Genomic DNA, 24618 nt, shown 5'->3' on the forward strand with positions numbered 1-24618 from the left:
ACCTAAGCTTTAATTAAAAAAAACCGCTGAATTCAGCGGTTTTTTTATTATTGCAAATGTAAAACTCGCAATTGCAAACTCACTTGCCCATTAAAACTATTCTGTTCTAATTCATATACCAAATGTACCGAAGACTGCATCGGATCAAAGCTGAATTTATCCGCAGCATTAAAAGCAATCGCATCCACCACTTGCCCGTTCTCCAAAGCCAGACGTAATTTCAGGTGAATTTCCTTTAACCAACGATAATCCAACACCTGAAACTGCCCTTCAAAGATAGGGGAAGGAAATTTTTGCCCCCAAGGGGTTAAATTTTGCAATAGATGAACCGTATCTAAGTTCAATGCCTCGGTCGGTAATACATCATCCGTCCACAACGTTGCTTGAAACAGTGCCTCATCCATACCTTGGATAAGTTCAACAAAATTCTGCTTAAATTCATCGAAATGCTGTTTCTTGATGGTTAAGCCCGCGGCTGCGGCATGTCCACCAAAATGGCTGACTAAATGTGGAAACTGCTCTGCCACGTTTTCTATGGCATCACGAATATGAATACCTTCAATTGAGCGGGCTGAACCTTTAATATGTTCACCATCTTCATCGGCAGCAAATACAATGGCAGGACGGTGAAACTGTTCTTTTAAGCGCCCCGCCACAATTCCAATCACCCCTTGATGCCAATGGGGTTCAAATAAAATCAACGCAGCAGGTGTCTCGCTCAGCTCAAGTTTGAATTGTGCCAAAGCAGTTAAAGCATCCTGCTTCATTTGAGTTTCGACTTGACGTCGTTCCACATTCAGCTGATTCAGTTGCTGAGCCAAAGCATATGCAGTGCTGTATTCTTCTGCCAATAAACATTCAATACCAATGTCCATGGTTTCCATGCGTCCCGCAGCATTAATCCGTGGACCCAAAACAAAACCTAAGTCTGGGGCTTTCAGTTGTGCAGCATCACGCCCAGCAATTTCCAATAAAGCCAAAATCCCGATGCGGCATTGTTGTTGCTGAATCCGTTTAATGCCCGCATCGACCAAAATACGGTTGTTATAGTCCAGTGCAGCGACATCTGCGTAGGTGCCTAAAGCCACCAAATCCAGATACTGCGCAATTTTGGCACTGGATTTACCTTGCTGAGCACGACCACTACTTAAATTCGCCAACAGATAAAACGCAACGCCTACACCAGCCAAGGCTTTGCTTGGAAATTCACAGCCCAATTGATTAGGATTCACTACAGCCTCAGCAGCAGGCGTCTCTTTGGTCGTGAGATGATGATCGGTAATCACCACCTGCATACCATGTGCTTGTGCCTGAGCCACACCCGCATGGCTAGAAATCCCGTTGTCTACTGTAACCAAAACATCAGGCTGAAACTTCGCAAAAGCCAAATCTGCGATCGCAGGGGTTAAACCATAACCATATTTGAAGCGGTCAGGCACCAAATAATTCACTTGTGCCCCCATTTCTCGCAATGCCAAAACCATTAATGCCGTACTGGTAGCACCATCTGCATCATAGTCCCCAACAATGACGATTTTTTTTTGCTGATCGAGGGCTTGATCGAGCAGTTCAACCGCCTGAGGCAATCCTTTTAAATTCGGAGCTAAAAGATGTTTTAGCTTTAATTCCAGTTCTTGTTCAGATTGCACCCCACGGCGCGCCAAAATTTGTGCAATAAAAGGTGACACGCCCTGAATATTTTCAGGGCGTGTTAAATAAGGTCGTTGTTTAATTTGTATCTGAGTCATTTAAGGCATCAGTCGTTGTAATTTCCATTTACCATCGATTCTTTCATAACTCAGACGGTCATGTAAACGATTTGGTCTCCCTTGCCAAAACTCATAATAGTCTGGCTGCAAACGATAGCCGCCCCAAAAAGTAGGTTTATCCAATTCGGACTGATCTACAACCTGCTCTTGTAAATTCTGGAACCGTTGCTGAAGCTCGTCACGACTGGCAATCACACCACTTTGCGGAGTACTGATATGTGCAGCAATCTGGCTGTCACGTGGGCGCTTTCGATAATAGGCTGTTGCCTCATCTTCAGAAATTTTTTCGACACGACCACTGACACGAATTTGGCGCTCCAATTCGGGCCAATAAAATAATAGCTCAGCATAAGGGTTTTCAACCAAATCTAAGCCTTTTTGACTATCATAATTGGTATAGAAATCATAACCCGCTTCAGTTGCACCGCGTAACAGTACCGTACGGACGTGTGGACGACCTTGGCTGTTGGCAGTCGCCAAATACATGGCATAAGGTTCGTGTAAACGTGCCTCTAACGCCATATTGAACCAATTAAGAAATTGCTCATGCGGATGCTGTTCAACCTCCGACTCGAGTAATTCCCCTTTCTGATAACTCAACCGCAATTCACTTAAATCTTTAATTAAATCGCTCATGACATGATTCCTTAAGCGGCTTGGGTACGAACAACATCAGCAAGATGATTTGCCAAAGTAGTCACTTCTTCTAGTTGATCACCTTCGACCATGACCCGAATCACTGGTTCCGTGCCTGATTTACGAATTAAAAGTCGACCACGACCTGCGAGCTGTGCTTCCGCTTTTTCAAATTCAGCCACCATTGCAGGGTTTGCATACGGGTCTATCATCTGCTCCAAACGCACATTGACCAATACTTGCGGGAATAGATTGAAGTCTGCAACCAGTTCATGCAATGGCTTATTCTGTTCAACCATTACTGTCAGTACTTGTAATGCCGCAATGATCGCATCCCCTGTCGTGCTCTTATCTAGCGTTAGGATATGACCTGACGGTTCACCACCTATGACCCACTGATTTTCTTCAAGAGCTTGCAACACATAACGGTCGCCCACTTTAGCGCGTACAAATGGCACTTGAGCTTGTTCTAATGCCAATTCTAGCGCCATGTTGCTCATGACTGTACCAGCAATACCTGCTGGTTTTTTGCTGGCTTGTGTCGCCAAAATATACAGAATATGGTCACCTGTAATTTGTTCACCATTACGGTCGACCATAATCACGCGATCCGCATCACCATCAAAAGCAATCCCTACATCTGCCTTATGTTCAACAACAGCTTTCTGTAAGTTTTCAGGATGGGTTGAACCACAGTCTTTATTAATGTTGAGACCATCTGGCTCATTATAAAGTGCAATTACTTTGGCACCGAGTTCTTTAAACACGGCAGGTCCCACGTTGTACGCAGCACCATTAGCACAATCCACTACAATTTTTAAATTTGACAAATCATAATGATATGGGAAAGTCGATTTACAGAATTCAATATAACGGCCGTTCGCATCTTTCACACGAACACTTTTACCTAAGTTGGCAGTATCTTCAATCAACAAGTCATTTTCCAACTCTTGATTAATTGCTTCTTGCAATGCATCAGGCAGCTTTTTGCCTTCACCAGAAAAGAATTTAATGCCGTTATCAAAATACGGGTTATGCGATGCAGAAATCACGATCCCTAAGCTCGCATGCAAAGCACGAGTCAAATGGGCAATTGCAGGCGTTGGTAATGGCCCTAATAAATGCACATAAACACCCGCAGCATTTAGTCCCGCCTGTAAAGCCGCTTCTAAAATATAGCCCGATAATCGGGTATCTTTACCTAATACGACGATTGGCTTTTCTTTCTGCGAATTTTTTTTTAAGACTTTTCCTGCTGCAAATCCTAGTTTTAATGCAAATTCAGGCGTAATTGGTAATTCTCCAAATTTCCCACGAATACCATCTGTGCCAAAATAACTCATGTTTTACTCACTTCTTATAGCTAGGTGCTGTTATCCACCTTTTGTCATAGTGAAATACTTTACACCAAAACAAAAAAGACCGTCATAGTGTTGACGGTCTCTTTAGATCTAAATTACGAAAAATCAACCAACGCGATAGTTGGGTGCTTCTTTGGTAATGGTGACATCATGCACGTGAGACTCTGACATACCTGCGGCAGTAATCTTCACAAATTTTGCATTTTGACGTAGATCTTCAATAGTCGATGAACCCGTATACCCCATAGAAGAACGTAAGCCGCCCATCATTTGATGTACGATATTGCCCATTGGTCCTTTATACGGTACACGACCTTCAATACCCTCTGGCACCAACTTCTCAGCACCCGCTTTAGAATCTTGGAAGTAACGGTCAGCCGAACCTGTCGCACCTGCCATTGCACCCAATGAACCCATACCACGGTAAGCTTTGTAGTAACGACCTTGGAAGAATTCCACTTCACCAGGTGCTTCTTCAGTACCTGCAAGGAGTGAACCCACCATAATCGTGCTTGCACCCGCACCAATCGCTTTCGCCATATCGCCAGAGAAGCGAATACCACCGTCAGCAATTAAAGGAATTTGATCTTTTAATGCATTGGCAACACTGTCAATCGCAGAGATTTGCGGCATACCAATACCCGCAACAATACGAGTAGTACAGATTGAACCTGGACCAATCCCGACTTTTACAGCATCAGCACCTGCATCAAGTAAAGCTAATGCAGCATCACCTGTTGCAATGTTACCGCCAATTACTTGCACTTGTGGGTAGTTTTGTTTAACCCAACGTACACGTTCGATAACACCTGCAGAGTGACCATGTGCGGTATCGACCACAATCACGTCAACACCTGCATCAACCAATGCTTCTACACGGCTTGGTGTTTCTACGCCTGTACCAACTGCAGCACCTACGCGTAAACGACCTAAGTCATCTTTACAGCTGTTTGGATAAAGTTCTGCTTTACGGAAATCAGTGACCGTAATGAGACCTTTTAATTCGTTGTTTTCGCCAACCACCAATACTTTTTCAATACGGTGTTTCTGTAAGAGTGCTTGAATCTGTTCTTTAGATTCGCCTTCACGTACAGTCACTAAACGGTCTTGACCCGTCATAATGCTGCTTACAGGTTGCTCAAGATTGGTTTCAAAACGCGTATCACGTCCTGTCACTATACCAACCACTTTCCCGTCTTTTACTACAGGCACACCACTGATGTTGTTGGCTTGCGTAATCGCAATCAACTCACGTACTGTGGTTTCTGGTGTTACTGTAATTGGGTCTTTGACCATACCTGCTTCAAATTTTTTCACACGGCGTACTTCTGCAGCTTGGGCAGCAATATCCATGTTTTTATGCAAAATACCAATACCACCGTTTTGTGACATCGCAATTGCCATACGTGACTCAGTCACAGTATCCATTGCTGCTGAAACGAGAGGGATATTTAAGTTAATGCCACGAGTCAGGCGTGTCTTTAGAGAGACATCTTTTGGGAGGACAGTAGAATAGGCAGGGAGTAATAAGACATCATCGAAGGTTAACGCTTCTTGAACGATGGTCAACATAACAGTCTCACTGGTAATTTCCGTGCGCTATTATAAACAAATTTAGCTTTAAATTTCATTTTTTATTAAAAAAATATCATTTAAAAAATATAGGTACACGGTAAAGCATTTTTCAGCCCCCGTTTTAATGTTAGAAATGAGATTGTCTGATCAGCCAATCCCATTTCTCAATTGGGTAAGACGTTAGGTTGGGCAGGTAAAAATACTTTCATCCATTAAGTCAATGCCACATTCTAAAGTTTCAATCCAATCCAAGAATTGGTTAATCATCTCTTTACCGATAAACGGCGTACCATGTTGTGGCACAATCATTTCAACATCCATGCTGCGCACCATATTTACCCAAAGGCGAATCACTTTGTTGGAACACATATAACGTTGATGGAAACCTTTCATTTTTGGGATATGCGCAGCAAAATTTTCCAAGGGCTTATTGGCATCATCCACCATAGATGCGCCCATATCACCTGAAAACAAAATTTTTGCGATTGGGTCGTAAAATTGAAAATTCCCAACTGAATGTAGAAAATGCGCAGGGACAACAATAATACTGGATTCACCCAAAGGAATGATCCCACCGTGGTCTGGCAATTCGATCAAACGTTCTAACCAGCCACCTTTCATTCGGTCACTCATAAAGGCAGAATTTAAATGGGGTAAGAAGCGTGCCCAAAGCTTTGAAGCAACAACTTTGGCATCCGTATACACCAGCCAGCGTGGCATTGAAGTAATGATGTCAGGATCTTGGTGCGAGGCCATCACATAATCAAGATTGGTCAAGCGTGTATATTTGTTCAGTTCCATGGTTAAGGGTACATAGGTCAAATCTCCCCCCGGATCTAATACTGCAGCACGCTCATGATCTAAAATCAGAAACTGGTTTGCCTGTACGCCTTCACCTTTAACCAAGCTGGTAAAACTGATGCACTTATGTGTGCCATTATCAAATAACACTTGTGACGTGGTGCGATCAAAAGCCATAGCAAAACCCCAATAATTCTATTCTATTAAGTACAATTTTTTAATTCCCTATAACATAAATGGAAATAACTAAACTTACAATAAATATACAGAGCTAGTTTTCATTTTTATGTACTTATTTGACTGATTTACCTAATAAAAAACCCAACTAATTTGCTGGGTTTTCTAAAAAATCTCACTTAGAAGAAATAATGCTGCACTAAGGTCGAGACCCCGATAATCAAGAAGATGGCTGCGCCAATTTTATGAATTAATGAGATCGGTAGCTTATCTGCCAACTTATTACCCACAAAAACTGCAGGTGCGTTTGCCAACATCATGCCTACTGTGGTTCCAGCCATCACCCAGAAAATGCTGTCGTAACGCGCAGCCAAGGCCACAGTTGCAATTTGAGTTTTATCGCCAATTTCTGCCAAAAAGAACAAGACAAAGGTTGCACCGAATACGCCAAATCTCTGCCACTTATTGATACTATCGGTCTCATCATCCAGCTCATCTGGAATTAACATCCACGCTGCCATACCAATAAAGCCAAGTGAAAGTACCCAGATTAATACTTCAGGACTCAAAACAGTCGTAATCCACTGCCCCAATACTGCAGATAAACCATGGTTAATCAGCGTTGCAGCTAAAATTGCAATCAGAATAGGAACAGGTTTACGGAAACGTGCAGCCAATAATAAGGCAAGAAGTTGGGTTTTATCACCCATTTCAGCGAGTGCGACAATTGCTGTCGAAATGAGGAACTCATGCATAACATCTTTTCTCTGGCTAGCAAAATTTGCCTATGACTTACCCCTCCTGCTAGCCAAAATCAAATAGATTGATGCAGAGTGGTAAATCAAAGGTCTTGCCAACAAAAAAAGCTGTTTGATAAGCTTATTTGGTTCTTTGCTATGATGACCATGTTCTGTGGAACAATTATGTTGATCATCACCTTTTTACATAGCGTAAAAAGCGGCTACTCCCCAATGAATCGCAACCATTATACAAAATTTACTCAAGTTTTCCACTCTTTCATTTGTATTTTATCATCATGTAATTGAGTTCAGTTTAAAACTGAAATTCAAAACGTTGATATAGCCAAATAGCGATTCGACACAATCCCAAGAACATCGCCAAACCGACATTAAAGCCCAACCAACCAAAACTTCCCCAACCGCTGGCACCACCAATATGCTGTGCCTGATATTCCATTGAAAAGACAATCGTGGCGGTGAAAATTTCCAGCCCCATCACTATATACGTCACCCAATGCCATGGAAAATGCAGCACACTGAGCCAAAGCCCCATCAACACCAAAACCAATAATAAGACTGGCAGCATAAATTTAAAAAAGGCAAACATCTGCATGCAACTCCCTGCATTCAATTTATCTTTGACATCTTTATGCATTTTAACCAAATCATGCGAATGCACGAGACTTCACAACAGATTTTTACGATTTATCCAAATTCATCACCATAAAAAAACCCCGCCGAGGCGAGGTTTTATGCGCTGATCTAGAAATAAATTAGAGCAGTAAACTGCGAATATCACCCAATAACTTGGTGAGCTTATTGGTAAAGCGTGCCGCATCTGCACCATTAATCACACGGTGATCATAAGACAAGGACAACGGCAACATTAGGCGCGGATCAAAACCTTGACCATTCCATACAGGCTGCATCGTTGCAGGTGAAATACCTAAAATTGCCACTTGTGGCCAGTTCACCAACGGGGTAAATGCCGTACCACCAATTGCACCTAAGCTTGAAATAGTGAAATTTGCACCTTGCAAGTCTTTCGGTGAAAGTTTCTTGTCACGTGCTTTTTGACCCAATACACCCAATTCAACTGCAATTTGCTTAATGGTTTTTTGGTCTGGATTACGCAATACTGGAACCGTTAAACCATCTGGAGTTGCTACCGCAATTCCCATATGGATTTCATTGCGCAACAGCACTGATTTACCATCATCAGATAAATGACCTGCGAACTCACGCTCTTCTTTCAACAAATGCGCAACCGCTTTGATGATGAATGCCATAATCGTCAGGCTGATACCTTCTTTTTTGAAGTTGCCTTTCAGTTCATTACGCCAATCTTCTAACTCAGTAATGTCAGCCAAATCAAACTGGGTGACTTGCGGAATAAAGTTGTTTAACGACAATTGCGGAATTGATACTTGCTGCAAACGCGTCAGTACTTTTTCTTCCACGCCACCAAACGTAGTGAAGTCAGGAAGCTTTGGTAAACCCGAAACCGCTGGTGCAGCCGCAGCAACTGGTGCAGCTTGTGGCGCAGTTAAACGAGTCTTCACATAAGCAAAGATATCTTCTTTAACAACACGGCCATGCTCACCAGAAGTTTTAACTTGTGACAAGATCACACCAAGTTCACGAGCAAGCTTACGTACAGCAGGACCTGCATATACTTTAGCGTTTTCGGCTTCTTGCTCTTTGGTTAACTTGTCACTACCAGACGCTGGAGCAGATACTGCCTGAGTCGGAGCAGGAGCTGCCGCTTTAGGTGCTGCTGCCTGTGGAGCTGGAGCTACTTCTGCTTTTGCCGCTGGTGCCGCAGCAGGTGCTTGGCCTTCAGCTTCAATTGTTGCAAGCAATATACCTTGTGAAACCTGCTGGCCTGCTTGCAAGTGAATCGCTTTCACAACACCCGCAACAGTACTTGGAACTTCCACAGTCGCTTTATCTGACTCAACCACAACAAGGCTTTGGTCTACATCAACTTTATCGCCAACTTGTACCAAAATTTCAGCAACAACTGCTTTATCTACGCCCAAATCAGGAACGTTAATATCAACTGGTCCAGATTGAGTAGCAGTCGCAGGTACAGTTTCTTGTTGAACTGGTGCAGGCGCTGCCACTGGAACTGCTGTAGAAACAGGAGCTTCAACTGGCGCACTTGATGCAGATGTTGTTTTCACTTTTAACAGTACAACACCTTCTTTCACGGTGTCACCGGCTTGAATTTCAACACTTTCAACTGTGCCCGCAACCGTGCTCGGTACTTCAACTGTCGCTTTGTCTGATTCAACTACCACAATACTTTGATCAACTTCAATCGTATCACCAGCTTTGACCAGTATTTCACCCACGACTGCTTTTTCAACACCAATGTCTGGAACTTGTACATCAACTACAGCACTTGTCGCTGGTTGAGTCGCTGCAACAGGAGTAGCTACTTCTGGTTTAGCAACTGGAGTAGGTTCAGCTACTTTTTCTTCCACTTTTGCTGCGACAGGAGTTGAAGCAGCATCTGATTCAAGCTCAATCAATACAGCGCCTTCAGACACTTCATCGCCCACTGCAACACTGATGCTTTTAACCACACCTGCTGAAGTGCTTGGCACTTCAACAGAGGCTTTGTCTGACTCAAGGAGAACTAGACTGTCATCAACAGCAATCTGGTCACCCACTTTCACTAAAATTTCTGCAACTGTGGCTTTGTCCACGCCAATATCAGGTGTTGTGATTTGCATGCTTAGTTCTCCTCACCTGATTGTTCTTTATAGTCCGCAACTGCGTGAACTTCAGGGTGTGCCTGAGGAGCCCATGCCACTGGACGGTCTGTATCTAACTCAAATGAAGAAATCGCATCTTTGACTAGGCGCGCATCGACTTCACCTTCATCTGCTAGTTTTTTCAAGGTCGCAACCACAATGTGTGCAGCATCTACACCAAAATAGCTACGTAAGTTTGCACGTGTATCTGAACGGCCATAACCATCTGTACCTAAGGCTACGAATGGACGGTTGTCAGGTAAGTAGGCACGAACTTGTTCGCTATAAGCGCGCATATGATCCGTTGCAGACACAACGATACCGTCTGTTGGACGAAGTAACTGAGAAATCCACGCTTCTTTCGCTTGTTCAGCCAACGGATGTAAGCGGTTGTATTCTTCACATGCCATACCATCACGCGCCAACTCATTGAAGCTGGTTACACTCCAGACGTTTGAATGGATCTGGTATTCATCACGTAAGATTTTTGCCGCTTTAATCACTTCACGTAGAATCACACCCGAACCGAGCAATTGAACTGTTGCTTTCTCATCTTGTTCGAATAAGTACATCCCGCGCTTAATGCCTTCTTCAACACCTTGTGGCATTTCAGGGTGTTCGTAGTTTTCGTTCATTACGGTTAGGTAGTAGAAAATACGCTCTTGGTTCACATACATACGCTGTAAACCATCATGTACGATCACTGCTAATTCATAACCAAAGCATGGATCATAAGACACACAGTTTGGAATCGTGTTCGCAAGGATGTGCGAGTGACCATCTTGGTGCTGTAAGCCTTCACCGTTCAGTGTTGTACGACCAGCAGTTGCACCTAACAAGAAACCTTGAGCTTGTGCATCTCCCGCAGCCCATGCAATGTCACCAATACGTTGGAAACCAAACATTGAGTAGTACATGTACATTGGAATCATCGGCAAGTTGTTGGTTGAATAACTCGTTGCCAACGCTGCCCATGCACTCATCGCGCCCGCTTCGTTAATGCCTTCTTGAAGCATATGACCGTCTTTTGCTTCGCGGTAATGCATTAACTGTTCTTGGTCTTCTGGTGTGTACTTTTGACCGTGAGCAGCATAAATACCGAGCTGACGGAACATCCCTTCTAAACCAAACGTACGTGCTTCATCTGGAACGATTGGTACTACGCGGTCTTTAATTGCTTTTTCTTTAAGTAAAGAAGCAATCAAACGAACCATCACCATGGTAGTAGATTGTTCTTTGCCTGCAGAACCTTTTAATACTGCATCAAATACCGACAATTCAGGAATGGCTAATTGCTCACTCTCTTTACGACGTGCAGGTAGGTAACCACCCAAAGCTTCACGACGCGCCTTCATATACTTCATTTCTGGAGAGTTTTCACTTGGGCGGTAGAATGGAAGCTCTTCTAGCTTATCGTCTGTAAATGGCAGGTTGAAACGGTCACGTACATATTTCAAAGAGTCGATCTGCATTTTTTTGATTTGGTGAGTTTTGTTCACCGCTTCAATTTCTTCAGACAAACCATAACCTTTAACCGTTTTTGCAAGAATAACTGTTGGTTGACCTTTGGCTTTCATTGCTTCTGCATAGGCAGCAAAAACCTTGTACGGGTCATGACCACCACGGTTAAGATTATCGATATCTTCATCGCTTAAATCTTTTACAAGTTCCGCAGCTTCTGGGTACTTGCCAAAGAATTTCTCACGCGTGTATGCACCACCTTTTACTTGATAGCGTTGGTATTCACCATCAACTGTCTCTTCCATGACCGCTTTTAAAGCGCCTGTGCTGTCTTTTGCAAGTAGTGGATCCCAATGACGGCCCCATACCACTTTAATGACACGCCAGCCCGCACCACGGAATAAAGATTCTAGTTCTTGAATGATTTTACCGTTACCACGTACAGGACCATCTAAACGCTGTAAGTTACAGTTAACCACCCAAATCAAGTTGTCCAGTTTTTCACGGCCAGCAAGTGAAATTGCACCAGTACTTTCTGGCTCATCCATCTCGCCATCGCCAAGATAAGCCCAAACTTTACGATCTTCTTCTTTGATCAAGCCACGATTCATCAAATATTTTTGAATATGTGCTTGATAAATCGACATGATTGGACCAAGACCCATTGATACCGTTGGGAATTGCCAATAGTCAGGCATTAAATATGGATGCGGATAGCTTGGTAAACCGTTACCGCCAACTTCACGGCGGAAATTACTTAACTGTTCTTCAGTTAAACGTCCTTCAAGGAATGAACGTGCATAAATACCAGGAGCACAGTGCCCTTGGTAATAAATCATATCTCCGCCAAAGTTATTACTGTTTGCGCGGAAGAAATGGTTAAAACCTACGTCATATAATGTTGCACTTGATGCAAAGCTCGCCAAGTGACCACCTAAATCATCACCTGTTTTATTGGCACGAAGTACCATTGCCAAAGCATTCCAACGAATCAATGCACGAATACGGCGTTCCATATCTTGGTCGCCTGGCATTGCTGGTTGTTCTTCAACAGAAACCGTATTTAAATAAGGAGTGTTTAAGCGCTGAATAGGAACATGTTTCGCGATTGCACGTTGATATAATTTTTCTAATAAAAATGCAGCACGCTCTGTTCCCATGTGTTTTAGAACCGAATCGAAAGCATCTTGCCATTCTTGGGTTTCTTGCGCATCAGTATCGCCATAAAACGCCATAATCCACCTATTCCTTAAGCTTAATCTATTATGTATATGTACCATACTTTGGTATTAGAAGTTATCGCTGTAGCTGAATACGGGCAGGTACCACTATTTATAAAATAAATAATTGATGACTATTTAACACTCAAATTAACAAAAAAGCGCCAATAATGATGTTTTTTTATACAAACAAAACTCTTCTGCCTGATAATATGAAAAAAGATACAGAAAACGTCACTACTTTGGTGCAAATATTGGAAACAATAAAAAGGCAGTGTATGGGAAAGAGGTAGGACCCAATACACTGCCTTTAGAAGGATTTGAAGCTTTAATAACGAGATGTAATTATGGCAACATGGCTAAATAAGTTGATGGATTTTTACGCTGACCATCTTTTACAACTTCATAATGCAAATGTGGTCCCGTACAACGGCCTGTACAACCAACATTGGCAATATGTTCACCCGCATTTACTCGATCACCAACACGTGCAATTAAACGTGAAGCATGTGCATAACGTGTGATATAACCATTGCCATGGTTAATTTCAACATATTGACCATAACCAGAACCCCAACCCGATTTGGTTACAACACCTGGTCCTGTCGCATAAATTGGCGTACCACTTGGTGCTGACAAATCTAAACCAGAGTGATGTTCAGCACGACCACCCATAGTACGACCACCAAAGTCCGAGCTGATGCGTTTCATGTCTGGTAATGGATGAGAGACTAACCATGAATAAGGACTATTCGAAGATGCAGAATACGAAGTTTTAGTGCCATATTTTTTAGCAATCGATTCGTTATTTAGCTCAACTGTTTTTTCACGCAATCTGACTGATAACTCGGTACTTGCAGGAAGATCAATATCTTCAGGTTCAGCATACGAACCTTGTGCCAAAGTTTGAGTCAGTTGCTCTATACGATCTGGTGAAGCAGTGGTGTTAGAATTTAATTGAACTAAATCAGCGAAAGCCACCGATGCGGCCGAAGCTGCCAAAGAAAATGCCAATAAAATACGTCTTGTGTGCATGAAAACCTCTTTAAACTGTTCTTACAAAAGTTCCTTGCGTGATCTCTTCCTTGATATCTACTGAAAGGAGCGCATAAGATTAAGACACAAATATGAAGGTAATATGTATGTCTGAACCAGAGAATCTCTTTCAACAAACAAGAAAACGCATAAAAACAGGAAACTTGTCGTTTCTCTCAACCCAAGTTACTGCATGGCAGAAACTTAGCAAACTCATTCAACCGTTATTGCCTCAACCAGAGCAATGGCAGGTTGCTTGTTATCAATATGGTGTTTTAACCGTAACGGGTGAAAATCAAGCGATGGTGAGTCAACTTGGTTACTTACAAAAGCACTATATTGTTCAATTGGCTCAACTAGAAGAACTGAAAGACTTACAAAAAATACAGGTTCGTTTAAGAGTATCCTCAAAAACTACACAGACAACTGAATCATCTTCACGATCTCTTAGCCCAGAAACCCAAGATTTATTAAAAGGGGCTGCTGACTTTGTGAGCGACCCTAAGCTTAGCCAAGCAATGCTACGTTTGGCAAGCAATAAAAAGTAACCTAGGGCTGGGTTTGGAAAACGCCTCAGCCAACGAACGTGACTTAATTCACATTTCAATTTGTTATATTATAACGTAGCCCATATAAGACAATGACTTATGTCACACTTACATAAGGGATTGGACATTGATCCATGTCATCAAATGTTACAATTTCGTAGCTACTTGGATCACTTTGAACATTGCGTAACAATTGGTTATTGAGAGCATGACCTGACTTATATCCATCAAATTTCGCAATAATTTGATGTCCTAATAAATATAAATCACCTACAGCATCCAATATTTTGTGACGAACAAATTCATCTGAGAAGCGCAAACCTTCTTCATTGACCACGCCAGTATCATCTACACCAATGGCATTCTCTAAACTTGCCCCTAAAGCCAAATTGTTAGCTTTTAAATAATCTAAGTCCTTCATGAAGCCAAATGTACGTGCTTCACTAACTTCGTAGACAAAAGTTTCAGTTGAAAAATCGATGGTGGCTGACTGATATTCTTTTTTAAATGCGGGGTGGTCAAAATCGATGGTGAAATTCAGTTGAAAACCTGAATGGGGCGTGAAAATTGCACGCTTATCATCAATTAATGCTTCAACAGGTTTTAAGATTCGAATAAATTTTTTGGCTGCATTTTGCTCGACCAACCCACCTTGCATTAACAGATAGATAAATGGACCAGCACTGCCATCCATAATTGGCACTTCTGAAGCCGAGACTTCGATAATTAAATTATCAATACCCAAACCTGCGATCGCACTCATCACATGTTCAATGGTGCCTACTTTGGCATCTTCCTGAACCAAATTAGAGCACATAAAGGCTTCTTGAATCAGCATTGCATCGGCTTGAATGTCCACAGGTGGATCCAAATCAATACGGCGAAATACAATACCCCCATCCACATGGTGCGGCACAAAGTTCATTAATACCTTTTGCCCACTATGAAGACCAATACCGCTCGCTTTCACGACACGTTGCAGGGTACGCTGTTTCAACATGCTCTTTCTATCATCTGCCCATAAATCCGCTATACGTTAGCATATTTAGCCATTGATAAAAAACAAAAAGGTAGCGATAACGCTACCTTTTATAGTATTTCAAAAGCAAGTTATTGAAAAATAATTACTTACGTTGCTGATTTTTCAAATAATCTTGAATGCTCATTGGTGTTGGGCGTGATGCACCAGCAGATGAAGCCGCATTAATTGCTGGAGCATCAGCCTGCTGACGTTGAATCGCAGGAACATCATCTTCCTCAACCACAGCATGGGTCGTTGCAGAACGTGAAACCTGCGTATTTGGACGCTTCACAGGTTCAATCGCATCTGCTGAATTGCGGGTTAACCCTGTTGCAATCACAGTCACGCTAATTTCATCACGTGCATCAGGGTCAAAGACCGTACCGTAGAAGACTTGACCTTCATCCAAGTCCACAATTTGGTTCACGACATCGGTGATTTCTTCAATTTCACCAAAGGTAACATCATCACCACCAGTGACGTTAATCAAAATACCCTTCGCATTCATAATGGTCACGTTATCTAATAACGGGCTACGAATCGCCTGTTCTGCGGCTTGACGCGCACGATGTTCACCACGACCTGAGCCTGCACCCATCATGGCATAACCACGAGTACTCATTGCTGTTTTCAAGTCGGCAAAGTCAAGGTTAATGTGACCAGGGCGAACCACCAAATCAAAGATACTGCGTACCGCATTCAACAATACATCATCTGCCTTTTTATAAGCATCTTTCATCGAGATATCGCGGAATACTTTGAGCAAACGCTGGTTTGGAATAATAATAAGTGAGTCTACGTGCGCTTCTAAAGCCTCAATGCCTTTTTCAGCAGACTGTTGACGACGTTTCCCTTCAAAATTAAACGGTGTGGTCACTACACCTACCGTTAAAATACCCATTTCTTTGGCAATTTCTGCAACGACTGGTGCAGCACCTGTACCTGTACCACCCCCCATACCTGCAGTGACGAACACCATGTCGGTGCCTTCTAAATGCTGACGGATCAACTCACGGCTTTCTTCGGCTGCCGTTTGACCCACTTGAGGATTCGCACCTGCACCTAAACCACGGGTACTTTGTTCACCTAACTGGATTTTAAATTGTGCATTCATACGGTCTAACGCTTGCTTGTCCGTATTAGCACAAACAAATTTTACACCTTGAATATCCGATTCCAACATGTGTTGAACGGCATTACCGCCTGCACCACCTACACCAAATACAGTGAAACGGGCTTGACCGTTGCTATCGTTCTGATCATCTTCTAAAAATTCAAATGAGGCCATGACCTTTAAATTTCCTAATTCGTAATTGGCAGTCACTTAAGCCCGTATACTGCCTTGATCTGCATAAATAAAATTGGTTTTAGAATGCTGTTCAATGTCTAGGTTGTCAAGTCTTGACCGCCTAACGTACAACTTCCAAACAATATTCCTTAAAAATACCACTAAAAAATAGACTTCAACTTGTCATTTAGCCCTGACCATGCTCGTCCAGCACGTTTCCAGAACGAAAGTGTTTCAGTATCTACATTTTCTACCAAGGTCTCTTGTGGATCCCCTTGACTGAACATCAATAAGCCCGCCGCCGTTGCGTATTGGGAACGGCGTAATGATGCCAAATAAGGCTCATCGGCATAAACTTGTACAGGTGGATTGCCCAAATGCGCTGAAATACCCAACATGCGACGCACCAAGCTGACCATGCCTTCAATTTGGCAAGCATCACCCGTCAAAACAACACCATGATATAAACCATGAATAGCGCCACTACGCTCAAGCGCTTCTCGAACTTGGGTCAAAATTTCTTCATAGCGTGCAATCATAATGTCAGACAATTCAATTCGGCTAATGGTTTGCGGACCATCGATCCCTTGAATTTGAATCATATGGTCGGGTTTAACCACTTTTAAATCAACACAACCATAAAGTAACTTAATTCTTTCTGCTTCTTCTGTCGTGGTTTGTAAAACGGCAGCAATATCACGTGTCACATGTTCACCGCCACGTTGTAACGTTTCCGCCATCGCCAGACGACCATCTAAATAGACCGCAAGATTGGTGGTTCCAGCGCCCATATCGAGCAAACAAACCCCATATTCTTTTTCGTCTTTCAGCAAACTGGCTTCTGCTGTGGCCAAACAAGACACCACCATTTTTTCTACGGTGATGTTTGCACCTTTCATGGCACGATCCAAATTCTGCATGGTACTGATCGGCAACATCATCAACTGATAATGCCCTTTCATCGTGTGTGCGGACATCCGAATTGGATTCTGCACCCATTCTGGAGAATCATCCAATTCAAAACCTAGTGGAACTGCACTTACCAAATAATGATCTGAAGTGACATGGCTGGCTTTGGCCAACTCTAATGCTCTCACGACTTCATTGGTGCTAATACTATGTTCAGCGTTTTCAATTGGGGTACGCCCCGAAGCATAAAAACTTTTTAATTCTGCACTTGGAATAGAAACCCAAGCTGAATGCACACGGCACTCAGCCATATCTTCCGCTTCCTGAACGGCATTTTTTATCGCCGTGATGACTTTGTCCAAGCTCACGATTTTGCCTTTGTTCATACCGCGGTTACGTGCAGTCGCCATCCCAATGACTTGTATCTTGTCTGGGGCATGCACCTTACCAATCAAAACTGAAACTTTATGTGTCCCAATGTCAATCGCAACAACTGAGGGAACAGCTTCACTCATTATTTACTACCATTACATGTTTGTTTAATTTATGGCTTTACGCCTCTATTTATAAAGCCAACCATTATGGCTTTGCACTTATCCCATCCGCAATGCTTGTGTCATTAATCGTTACAACAAAGTGACCATTTACAATTTTGGGTGGGGCTGTGCTTTTCCATTGAATTGCTAGGCCATTCCTATAGCGTAAATCGATTGCAGAGATTTGTGGCCATACTGGTTTCAAATCACTTTGTGCGAGATGACTCAAACGTTGTAGCTTACTCATGGTTTGATCTTGATCAACAATAACACGTAATCCAGAATCAAACTGCATAAACCAAGTCATACGCTCCGTTAAATATAATTCTTTTAGCCGAAGGTTGACTGGAAGGAATAATTGGTTAATTTCATTATAGCGACGCATCATGGTTTTGGATTGGCTGATCGGCCCATGAAGCAATGGCAATTGTTGATAATTTTTGGGTGTCACTTCGGCAAAAATATCACCGCTATCGCTTAGCAAACGCCCAGTTCCCCAACGGGCAATCGCATGACGAGGCATTACACGGACGCGAATCGCATTCGGCCATGCACGAGAAACCACAACACGATCTACCCATGACAACTCTAAAGCACGGTCACGGATTTGCTCTAAATCAGAAGTAAAATAATTATTTTGTAAAGTTGGCGCCACGTGCAACATCACTTGACGATGCTCAGCATCGGAACGTGTTCCAACCACATCCAAATCTGCTACACGTGCATCTGTCATGACCTTGTATAAGCCAAATATTCCAGCAGCCAAGACCACAAAAGCAATAACCAAGAGCAGCCAGCCACCCACGTTAGTCAGTTGTTCTTTTCGCGTGGGTGGTTTGTCATGAATCGAGGTAATTGCGGCGCGTTTGCGGCGCATCGATGCTGGAAGTTGAGCCATAACTTAGTGTGCTACACCTGTAAGTGTTTGTTCTAAAATTGCAACACATAACGCATCAAAACTATAGCCTACAGCATTGGCAGCTTTTGGCACCAAGGAGTGACTGGTCATACCTGGTACTGTATTCACTTCAAGTAACCAGAAGTTGCCTTGTTCGTCCTGCATGGCATCAATACGTCCCCAACCACTTGCCCCAACCGCTTGAAATGCGCGTAAACATAAGGCTTGTAGACGTTGTTCTTCAGCTTCCGTTAAACCGCACGGAATACCATATTGCACATCATTACGTTGATATTTCGCTTCATAATCGTAGAACGCAACATCCGCAGGTGGTTGTAAACGAATCACAGGTAACGGTTGACCATTCAAGAATGAAATCGTGAATTCACGTCCTGTAATCCATTTTTCAGCCATGACCACAGCATCATGCTGAGTGGCTTTAGCAATTGCCGCAGCCAAATCTTCAGCCTTTTCAACCTTGCTCATGCCTACACTAGAACCTTCGTGTACAGGCTTAATAATGAGTGGCAAACCTAGGCTTTCTACAACTTCGGCTAAATCACTGTCTTTATCAATAATACGGTACGGTGCAGTTGGTAAGTCTGAACCTTGCCAAATTTGCTTGGTTTTAACTTTGTCCATACCAATAGCAGAACCTTGAACACCAGTTCCTGTGTAAGGAATGTTTAACCACTCTAATACACCTTGGATCTGACCATCTTCACCACCACGACCATGCAATACAATAAAGGCACGATCATAATTGACCAATTCTGTCACGCTACGATTCTGAGGATCAAATGCCTCGGCATTTACGCCAGAACGAATCAATGCTTCAAGTACAGCCTGACCACTATCGAGAGAAACCTCACGCTCAGCTGATTTACCACCAAGCAACACGGCAACTTTGCCGAACTTTGAAGCATTTGACACGTTTTTATCCTTAAACTGTTATAACTTTTAATTGAAACCGAAAATGGCAATTAATCTACATATAATTGATGCTGTGCCAGCTCAACCGAGATAGCTCCCACATTACCTGCGCCTTGTGTTAATAACAAGTCATTCGCTTGTAACACTTTACGCATTACATTCGGCAAGTTTCCTTCTACCGGATCAATCAAGATAGGTTCAACTTCACCACGTAAACGAATACTACGCGCTAATGCACGACTGTCCGCACCTACAATTGGTTTTTCCCCAGCAGGATAAACTTCCAATAACAACAATTGATCCACTTGTGACAACACATCAACAAAATCATCAAAACAATCACGGGTACGACTAAAACGGTGCGGCTGGAACAACATAACCAAACGACGGTCTGGATGGCTAGCACGTGCGGCTTTAATGGTGGCTTCTACTTCTTTCGGGTGATGGCCATAGTCATCCACCAATTTTACGTTGCCTTCGCCCAACTCAAACTCGCCCTGAACTTGGAAACGACGCCCCACACCGCTGAAACCTTCTAATGCACGCGCAATCGCAGCATCAGACACCCCTTCATCGGTGGCAATACCAATCGCAGCCAGTGCATTTAAAATATTATGCAAACCAGGCAAATTAATCGTTAAACGCAAAGGCTCACGATCTTTACGCAATACGGTAAAGTGTGACTGCATCCCTTCTTGTACTACGTCTACTGCGCGGATGTCATTGTCTTCATTAAATCCGTAGGTCACCAATGGACGACCAATACGCGGCATAATTTCACGGATGTTGGCATCATCACCGCACACCACAGCCAAACCATAAAACGGCATTTTTTGTAAAAACTGGACAAAAGTATCTTTGAGCACATCAAAGCTGCCACCATAGGTATCCATATGGTCAGCATCGATGTTGGTCACAATGGTGGCCATAGGCTGTAAATGCAGGAAAGATGCATCTGACTCGTCCGCTTCAGCCACAATAAAACGACTTGCACCCAATGCCGCATTAACACCAGTACGATTTAATAAACCACCAATCACATACGTTGGGTCGAGGTTTTCTTCAGCCAACATACAAGTTACTAGACTGGTAGTTGTGGTTTTACCATGAGTTCCTGCAACAGCAATACCATGACGGTAGCGCATTAATTCACCCAGCATTTCCGCACGACGAACCACAGGTGTACGATGTTCAATGGCTGCCTTAATTTCAGGGTTCTCTGGGTCAATCGCTGTTGAAACTACCAAAACATTAGCGCCTTGAATATTTTCCGCAGCATGCCCGATATAGACTTTAATGCCGTTTTCTTCAAGCTGTACCGTGGTTTTTGATGCCTTGATATCTGAACCAGATACTTTATAGCCTTGGTTTTTCAATACTTCAGCAATGCCGCACATCCCAGCACCACCAATACCCACGAAATGGATATGCTTAATACGACGCATTTCAGGGATTTTAATTAACTTTTTTGCTTGATCAGCAGGTGTAGATGGAGACATAGCTTACTCTAATCACAATTCTTGAATTAGCTCAACGACATGTTGAGTTGCATCGGGTTGAGCCTGTTGACGCGCTTTGACTGCCATTTCAGACAATAATGAACGATTCATTAACGGCACTAACAATTCTTTTAAACTTTCAGGCGTCATATTGGCTTGCGGACAAATTTTTGCAGCTCCAATATTCGCTAAAAACTTGGCATTCGCCGTTTGGTGATCATCCACAGCACTTGGCAACGGTACAAATATAGCCGCGACTCCTGCTGTAGCAATTTCTGTCACCGTTAACGCACCCGCACGACAGATAATGAGATCTGCATCTGAATAGGCTTGAGCCATATCTTCAATAAACGGGTGGACTTCGACTTCTAAACTCGTAGGCGCATTGGCATATTGTGCCTGTGTCGCCTCAGCATGGTTTTGACCACATTGATGATAGACACGAAGTGGCACATTTAATTGCTTTAAAGCTTCGGGTACACATTCATTTAGTGCTTTCGCCCCCAAAGAACCACCGACAATTAAAATGCGAAGTGGTTGATTGGCTTTTTCACGCTCTTGATAACGCCAAGACGGATTTAAAATTTCGGTAATTTCTTTGCGTACAGGATTGCCTGTGGTGACAATTTTGGCTTGTTCGGAAAATGTCTGCGGAAAGGCCTGACACACCGTAGTCGCTACGCGTGACAATTGGGTATTGGTAAATCCCGCGATAGCATTTTGCTCATGAATAAGCACAGGAATGCCCAAAACGCGTGCCGCCAAACCACCAGGCCCTGCCACGTAACCACCAAAACCAGCAACAGCATCAATATTCAACTGTTTCATATAGCGCATGGCGCTTAAGGTTGCTTTTAAAATTTTAAAAGGTGCCAATAACTTGCGTACCACACCATTGCCACGTACGCCTTGAATATCAATTTGATAAATTGGAATATTTTGATTTTTTAATAAGCGGTTTTCCATGCCTGTAGGTGTTGCCAACCAAGACACTTGTGTTCCTTGTTGTTGCAATAGTTTTGCAACGGCAAGTGCTGGAAAAACATGTCCACCAGTACCAGCGGCCATCATCATTACGCGTTTGGGCTTTGTTTGCTGTACATCAGTCACGGTTTAATTCTTCAGTTCAAAAAAATAGGCAAAAATTCATTTAAGTTAACAATTGTAATCACAAACGCAGAGGCGCGAAAGTTTATTTACTTTGTTTCACCAAGCGTTTCATTGTTTTTTTCTTCAGTTTTGTAAGTTTAAACAAGTTTTATTATTAATCTAGTATAAAAAACCGCTATCTTTGTTAAAAACCACAAATCGCTTGTATTTTGGGAAAGATCTTTTGCTTAATTTTGAGCCTCTAGCGTACTGCACAATCCTCAACCACACGCATGTGGTCGAGGCATTGAGTATATTCAAATTTACTTAAACGCTTGGGCGGCCCGCCTCTAATACAGTAAATAAATCGTCCGCAATTTGAGTACCAAACTGGTTGTCAATTTCACGAATACACGTTGGGCTAGTCACATTAATTTCAGTCACGTAATTGCCAATCACATCTAGACCGACGAAAATCAGTCCTTTCTCACGTAAGAATGGCCCTACTTTTTCTGCAATTTTACGGTCATTTTCAGTCAGCGGACGGGCTTCACCCAAGCCACCCGCAGCCAAGTTACCTCGAACTTCACCATTTTGTGGAATTCGCGCCAAGCAATACGGTACAGGCTCGCCATTGATCATTAGAATACGCTTATCGCCTTCGACAATTTCAGGAATGTAACGCTGTGCCATAATCGGCTGAGTACCATGGTTGGTTAAGATTTCAATGGTTGAGCCAATATTCACACCATCTTGATAGAGGCGGAAAATTCCCATGCCGCCCATACCATCAAGCGGTTTGACAATCACATCGCCTTGTTCTTTAATAAATTCACGAATCAAACTTTGCTGTGAAGTGACCAATGTCGGCACTTGCAACTCAGGGAACTGTGTAGCAAATAGTTTCTCGTTACAGTCACGCAAGCTTTGTGGTTTGTTAATAATCCACGCCCCTTCTCGTTCTGCCTGTTCTAAAATATAGGTGGTATAGACAAAGTTCATATCAAATGGCGGGTCTTTACGCATCAACACCACGTCATATGCCGCGATGGATTCTTTCTTCTTTTCACCCAATTCATAATAATGGTCGTAATCTTCAAACACCTTTAAAGGCGCAATTAAACCAAACGCTTTACCCTGCTCGATATATAAATCCTGTTGTAATGCATAACCCAGTTCATGCCCGCGACGGCTTGCCGCCCACAACATGGCCATAGTTGAGTCTTTTTTCAAATTGACACTTTCAATGGGGTCCATCACAACAAGTACGCGCATAATCAAAACTCTTGTTTAAAGATATAATCAGCTAGGAGTATAACGGAGATTATTCGGTTCTATTTCTGAATTTCAATTTTCGCTTATGGATAATTTTGTATAACTTCATTTAGGTTTCCGCTATGCAACAAGCCATTATTGGTTTTCATTTAGATGATGAACAGCATTGGGTGGCAGATTTAGCCTGCGGACATACTCAACATGTTCGCCACACTCCCCCTTGGCAAAATCGACCTTGGGTGATGACTGAACAAGAACGGCATGACAAGTTGGGCATGATGTTGGAGTGTAAAAAGTGTGATGAGAAAGATTTCGTAGATGAGATTTTATGTTAAATAGCCCCTCAATTGATCTGGGGCTATTTTTTTGTCTAGGATCAATATATCAAGAATTGAAACAATCTTATAACCAACTACTAACACCTCCATGTCTAGAACATGTTCCTCTTGTACTTTGGCTAAAAGACCAAGTGCCATCTCTACATTTAGCAGTTGCCCCATTAGGTTTCGTATTAGATTTTCTAGGACTAGGTACATAATTTCCTTTTGAATTTACATATCCCTTTCCACTGATTGTTCCAGAATTATAGCTAGTTGAATTAGCAGTATTTGTTTGTGGAGTAATACGATATTTATTTTCTAAATTATTACTACTCGAATAACTAGTTTTTTTCACCCAACAATTTTGAGTAAAGCAAACATGATTCAGGTCTATCCAATATTCATAGGTTTCATCTGCTGAAATATTAGCCCAGTCTCCTTTAGTATTAAAAATAAATACTTTTTGTCCTCTTACAATATGATTAATCGCTGTTGTTTTTTGGGGGTTGGGAAAACTTCCGCTAAATCAACACTAATATACCCAATCATTTTTTCGCTTGAGGCTATAGGTTTATTATCAATTCCCTCAATTAAAATATCTATTGGATCAATCTGTGTGGGGGGGGAATGGGCACAGATGGTTGAACTGGCTTTATAGGGATTGGCGCACACCCTATAAAACTTGAAAATAAAATAAGGAGGTATAAAGAAATAATAATCTTATAGATATTTTCCATAATAAAATTATTTAAAAAAAGAACTAAT

The 24618-nt window shown here is 42.5% G+C and carries 21 protein-coding genes and 1 riboswitch; of the genes, 2 read left to right on the forward strand and 19 right to left on the reverse strand.

Annotated features, from left to right (window positions below):
- Positions 1-47 precede the first annotated feature (47 nt).
- The 10 genes from recJ to F4W09_RS07510 form a co-directional block, all read right to left on the reverse strand.
- Positions 48-1748 carry a single-stranded-DNA-specific exonuclease RecJ gene (gene recJ, locus F4W09_RS07465; RefSeq protein ID WP_151504454.1) on the reverse strand — a complete coding sequence of 567 codons (1701 nt, stop codon included), beginning with the start codon at positions 1746-1748 and terminating at the stop codon, positions 48-50.
- Positions 1749-2405 carry a pyridoxamine 5'-phosphate oxidase gene (pdxH, locus tag F4W09_RS07470; RefSeq protein WP_044738889.1) on the reverse strand — a complete coding sequence of 219 codons (657 nt, stop codon included), beginning with the start codon at positions 2403-2405 and terminating at the stop codon, positions 1749-1751.
- A gap of 11 nt (positions 2406-2416) precedes the next feature.
- Positions 2417-3748: a phosphoglucosamine mutase gene (gene glmM / locus F4W09_RS07475; RefSeq protein ID WP_016168829.1), complete on the reverse strand. Its 1332-nt coding sequence runs from the start codon at positions 3746-3748 to the stop codon at positions 2417-2419.
- A 123-nt stretch (positions 3749-3871) separates the two neighbouring features.
- Entirely contained in the window at positions 3872-5338 is a 1467-nt protein-coding gene (gene guaB / locus F4W09_RS07480) for an IMP dehydrogenase (protein WP_016168830.1), read from the reverse strand.
- Between the two features lie 183 nt (positions 5339-5521).
- The gene (locus tag F4W09_RS07485; RefSeq protein WP_151504455.1) at positions 5522-6319 is read right to left on the reverse strand and encodes an oxygen-binding di-iron domain-containing protein; all 798 of its coding nucleotides are present in this window, start codon (positions 6317-6319) and stop codon (positions 5522-5524) included.
- 179 nt (positions 6320-6498) lie between these two features.
- Positions 6499-7074: a TMEM165/GDT1 family protein gene (locus F4W09_RS07490; protein WP_016168832.1), complete on the reverse strand. Its 576-nt coding sequence runs from the start codon at positions 7072-7074 to the stop codon at positions 6499-6501.
- An 84-nt stretch (positions 7075-7158) separates the two neighbouring features.
- A riboswitch (yybP-ykoY riboswitch) is annotated at positions 7159-7301 on the reverse strand.
- A 71-nt stretch (positions 7302-7372) separates the two neighbouring features.
- Positions 7373-7666 carry a hypothetical protein gene (locus F4W09_RS07495; protein ID WP_016168833.1) on the reverse strand — a complete coding sequence of 98 codons (294 nt, stop codon included), beginning with the start codon at positions 7664-7666 and terminating at the stop codon, positions 7373-7375.
- 166 nt (positions 7667-7832) lie between these two features.
- A complete protein-coding gene (locus F4W09_RS07500) occupies positions 7833-9800 on the reverse strand; it encodes a 2-oxo acid dehydrogenase subunit E2 (protein WP_151504456.1) in 1968 nt (655 codons plus the stop codon).
- Positions 9801-9802: 2 nt separating this feature from the next.
- Positions 9803-12517: a pyruvate dehydrogenase (acetyl-transferring), homodimeric type gene (gene aceE, locus F4W09_RS07505; protein ID WP_016168835.1), complete on the reverse strand. Its 2715-nt coding sequence runs from the start codon at positions 12515-12517 to the stop codon at positions 9803-9805.
- Between the two features lie 330 nt (positions 12518-12847).
- Positions 12848-13537, reverse strand: a complete 690-nt coding sequence (locus tag F4W09_RS07510) for a M23 family metallopeptidase (protein ID WP_151504457.1) — start codon at positions 13535-13537, stop codon at positions 12848-12850.
- Between the two features lie 107 nt (positions 13538-13644).
- Here F4W09_RS07510 and F4W09_RS07515 point away from each other — a divergent pair, with 107 nt between their 5' ends.
- Positions 13645-14085, forward strand: coding sequence for a DUF721 domain-containing protein (locus F4W09_RS07515; RefSeq protein WP_151504458.1), 441 nt, complete (start codon positions 13645-13647; stop codon positions 14083-14085).
- A gap of 97 nt (positions 14086-14182) precedes the next feature.
- On the opposite strand, the gene lpxC is transcribed toward F4W09_RS07515, so the two are convergent.
- The 8 genes from lpxC to gshB form a co-directional block, all read right to left on the reverse strand.
- The gene (gene lpxC, locus F4W09_RS07520; RefSeq protein WP_044738883.1) at positions 14183-15085 is read right to left on the reverse strand and encodes a UDP-3-O-acyl-N-acetylglucosamine deacetylase; all 903 of its coding nucleotides are present in this window, start codon (positions 15083-15085) and stop codon (positions 14183-14185) included.
- 124 nt (positions 15086-15209) lie between these two features.
- Positions 15210-16394: a cell division protein FtsZ gene (gene ftsZ, locus F4W09_RS07525; RefSeq protein ID WP_016168839.1), complete on the reverse strand. Its 1185-nt coding sequence runs from the start codon at positions 16392-16394 to the stop codon at positions 15210-15212.
- Positions 16395-16555: 161 nt separating this feature from the next.
- On the reverse strand, positions 16556-17818 hold the full coding sequence (ftsA, locus tag F4W09_RS07530) for a cell division protein FtsA (RefSeq protein WP_151504459.1): 1263 nt from the start codon (positions 17816-17818) through the stop codon (positions 16556-16558).
- A 64-nt stretch (positions 17819-17882) separates the two neighbouring features.
- The gene (locus F4W09_RS07535; RefSeq protein ID WP_151504460.1) at positions 17883-18737 is read right to left on the reverse strand and encodes a cell division protein FtsQ/DivIB; all 855 of its coding nucleotides are present in this window, start codon (positions 18735-18737) and stop codon (positions 17883-17885) included.
- Positions 18738-18740: 3 nt separating this feature from the next.
- Positions 18741-19670, reverse strand: coding sequence for a D-alanine--D-alanine ligase (locus F4W09_RS07540; RefSeq protein ID WP_016168842.1), 930 nt, complete (start codon positions 19668-19670; stop codon positions 18741-18743).
- Positions 19671-19720: 50 nt separating this feature from the next.
- A complete protein-coding gene (murC, locus tag F4W09_RS07545; RefSeq protein WP_016168843.1) occupies positions 19721-21169 on the reverse strand; it encodes a UDP-N-acetylmuramate--L-alanine ligase in 1449 nt (482 codons plus the stop codon).
- Between the two features lie 12 nt (positions 21170-21181).
- Positions 21182-22279, reverse strand: coding sequence for an undecaprenyldiphospho-muramoylpentapeptide beta-N-acetylglucosaminyltransferase (murG, locus tag F4W09_RS07550; RefSeq protein ID WP_151504461.1), 1098 nt, complete (start codon positions 22277-22279; stop codon positions 21182-21184).
- A gap of 306 nt (positions 22280-22585) precedes the next feature.
- Positions 22586-23533, reverse strand: a complete 948-nt coding sequence (gene gshB, locus F4W09_RS07555; RefSeq protein WP_151504462.1) for a glutathione synthase — start codon at positions 23531-23533, stop codon at positions 22586-22588.
- Between the two features lie 122 nt (positions 23534-23655).
- On the opposite strand from gshB, the gene F4W09_RS07560 reads away from it, so the two are divergent.
- A complete protein-coding gene (locus F4W09_RS07560) occupies positions 23656-23868 on the forward strand; it encodes a DUF3565 domain-containing protein (protein WP_151504463.1) in 213 nt (70 codons plus the stop codon).
- A gap of 67 nt (positions 23869-23935) precedes the next feature.
- Here the strand turns inward: F4W09_RS07560 and F4W09_RS07565 are convergent, their stop codons facing one another.
- Complete coding sequence (locus tag F4W09_RS07565; protein ID WP_244948554.1) at positions 23936-24208, reverse strand: DUF3761 domain-containing protein; 273 nt, start codon at positions 24206-24208, stop codon at positions 23936-23938.
- Positions 24209-24618: the final 410 nt, after the last annotated feature.

It is taken from the genome of Acinetobacter tandoii (genome assembly GCF_008867985.1).
Classification (GTDB): domain Bacteria; phylum Pseudomonadota; class Gammaproteobacteria; order Pseudomonadales; family Moraxellaceae; genus Acinetobacter; species Acinetobacter tandoii.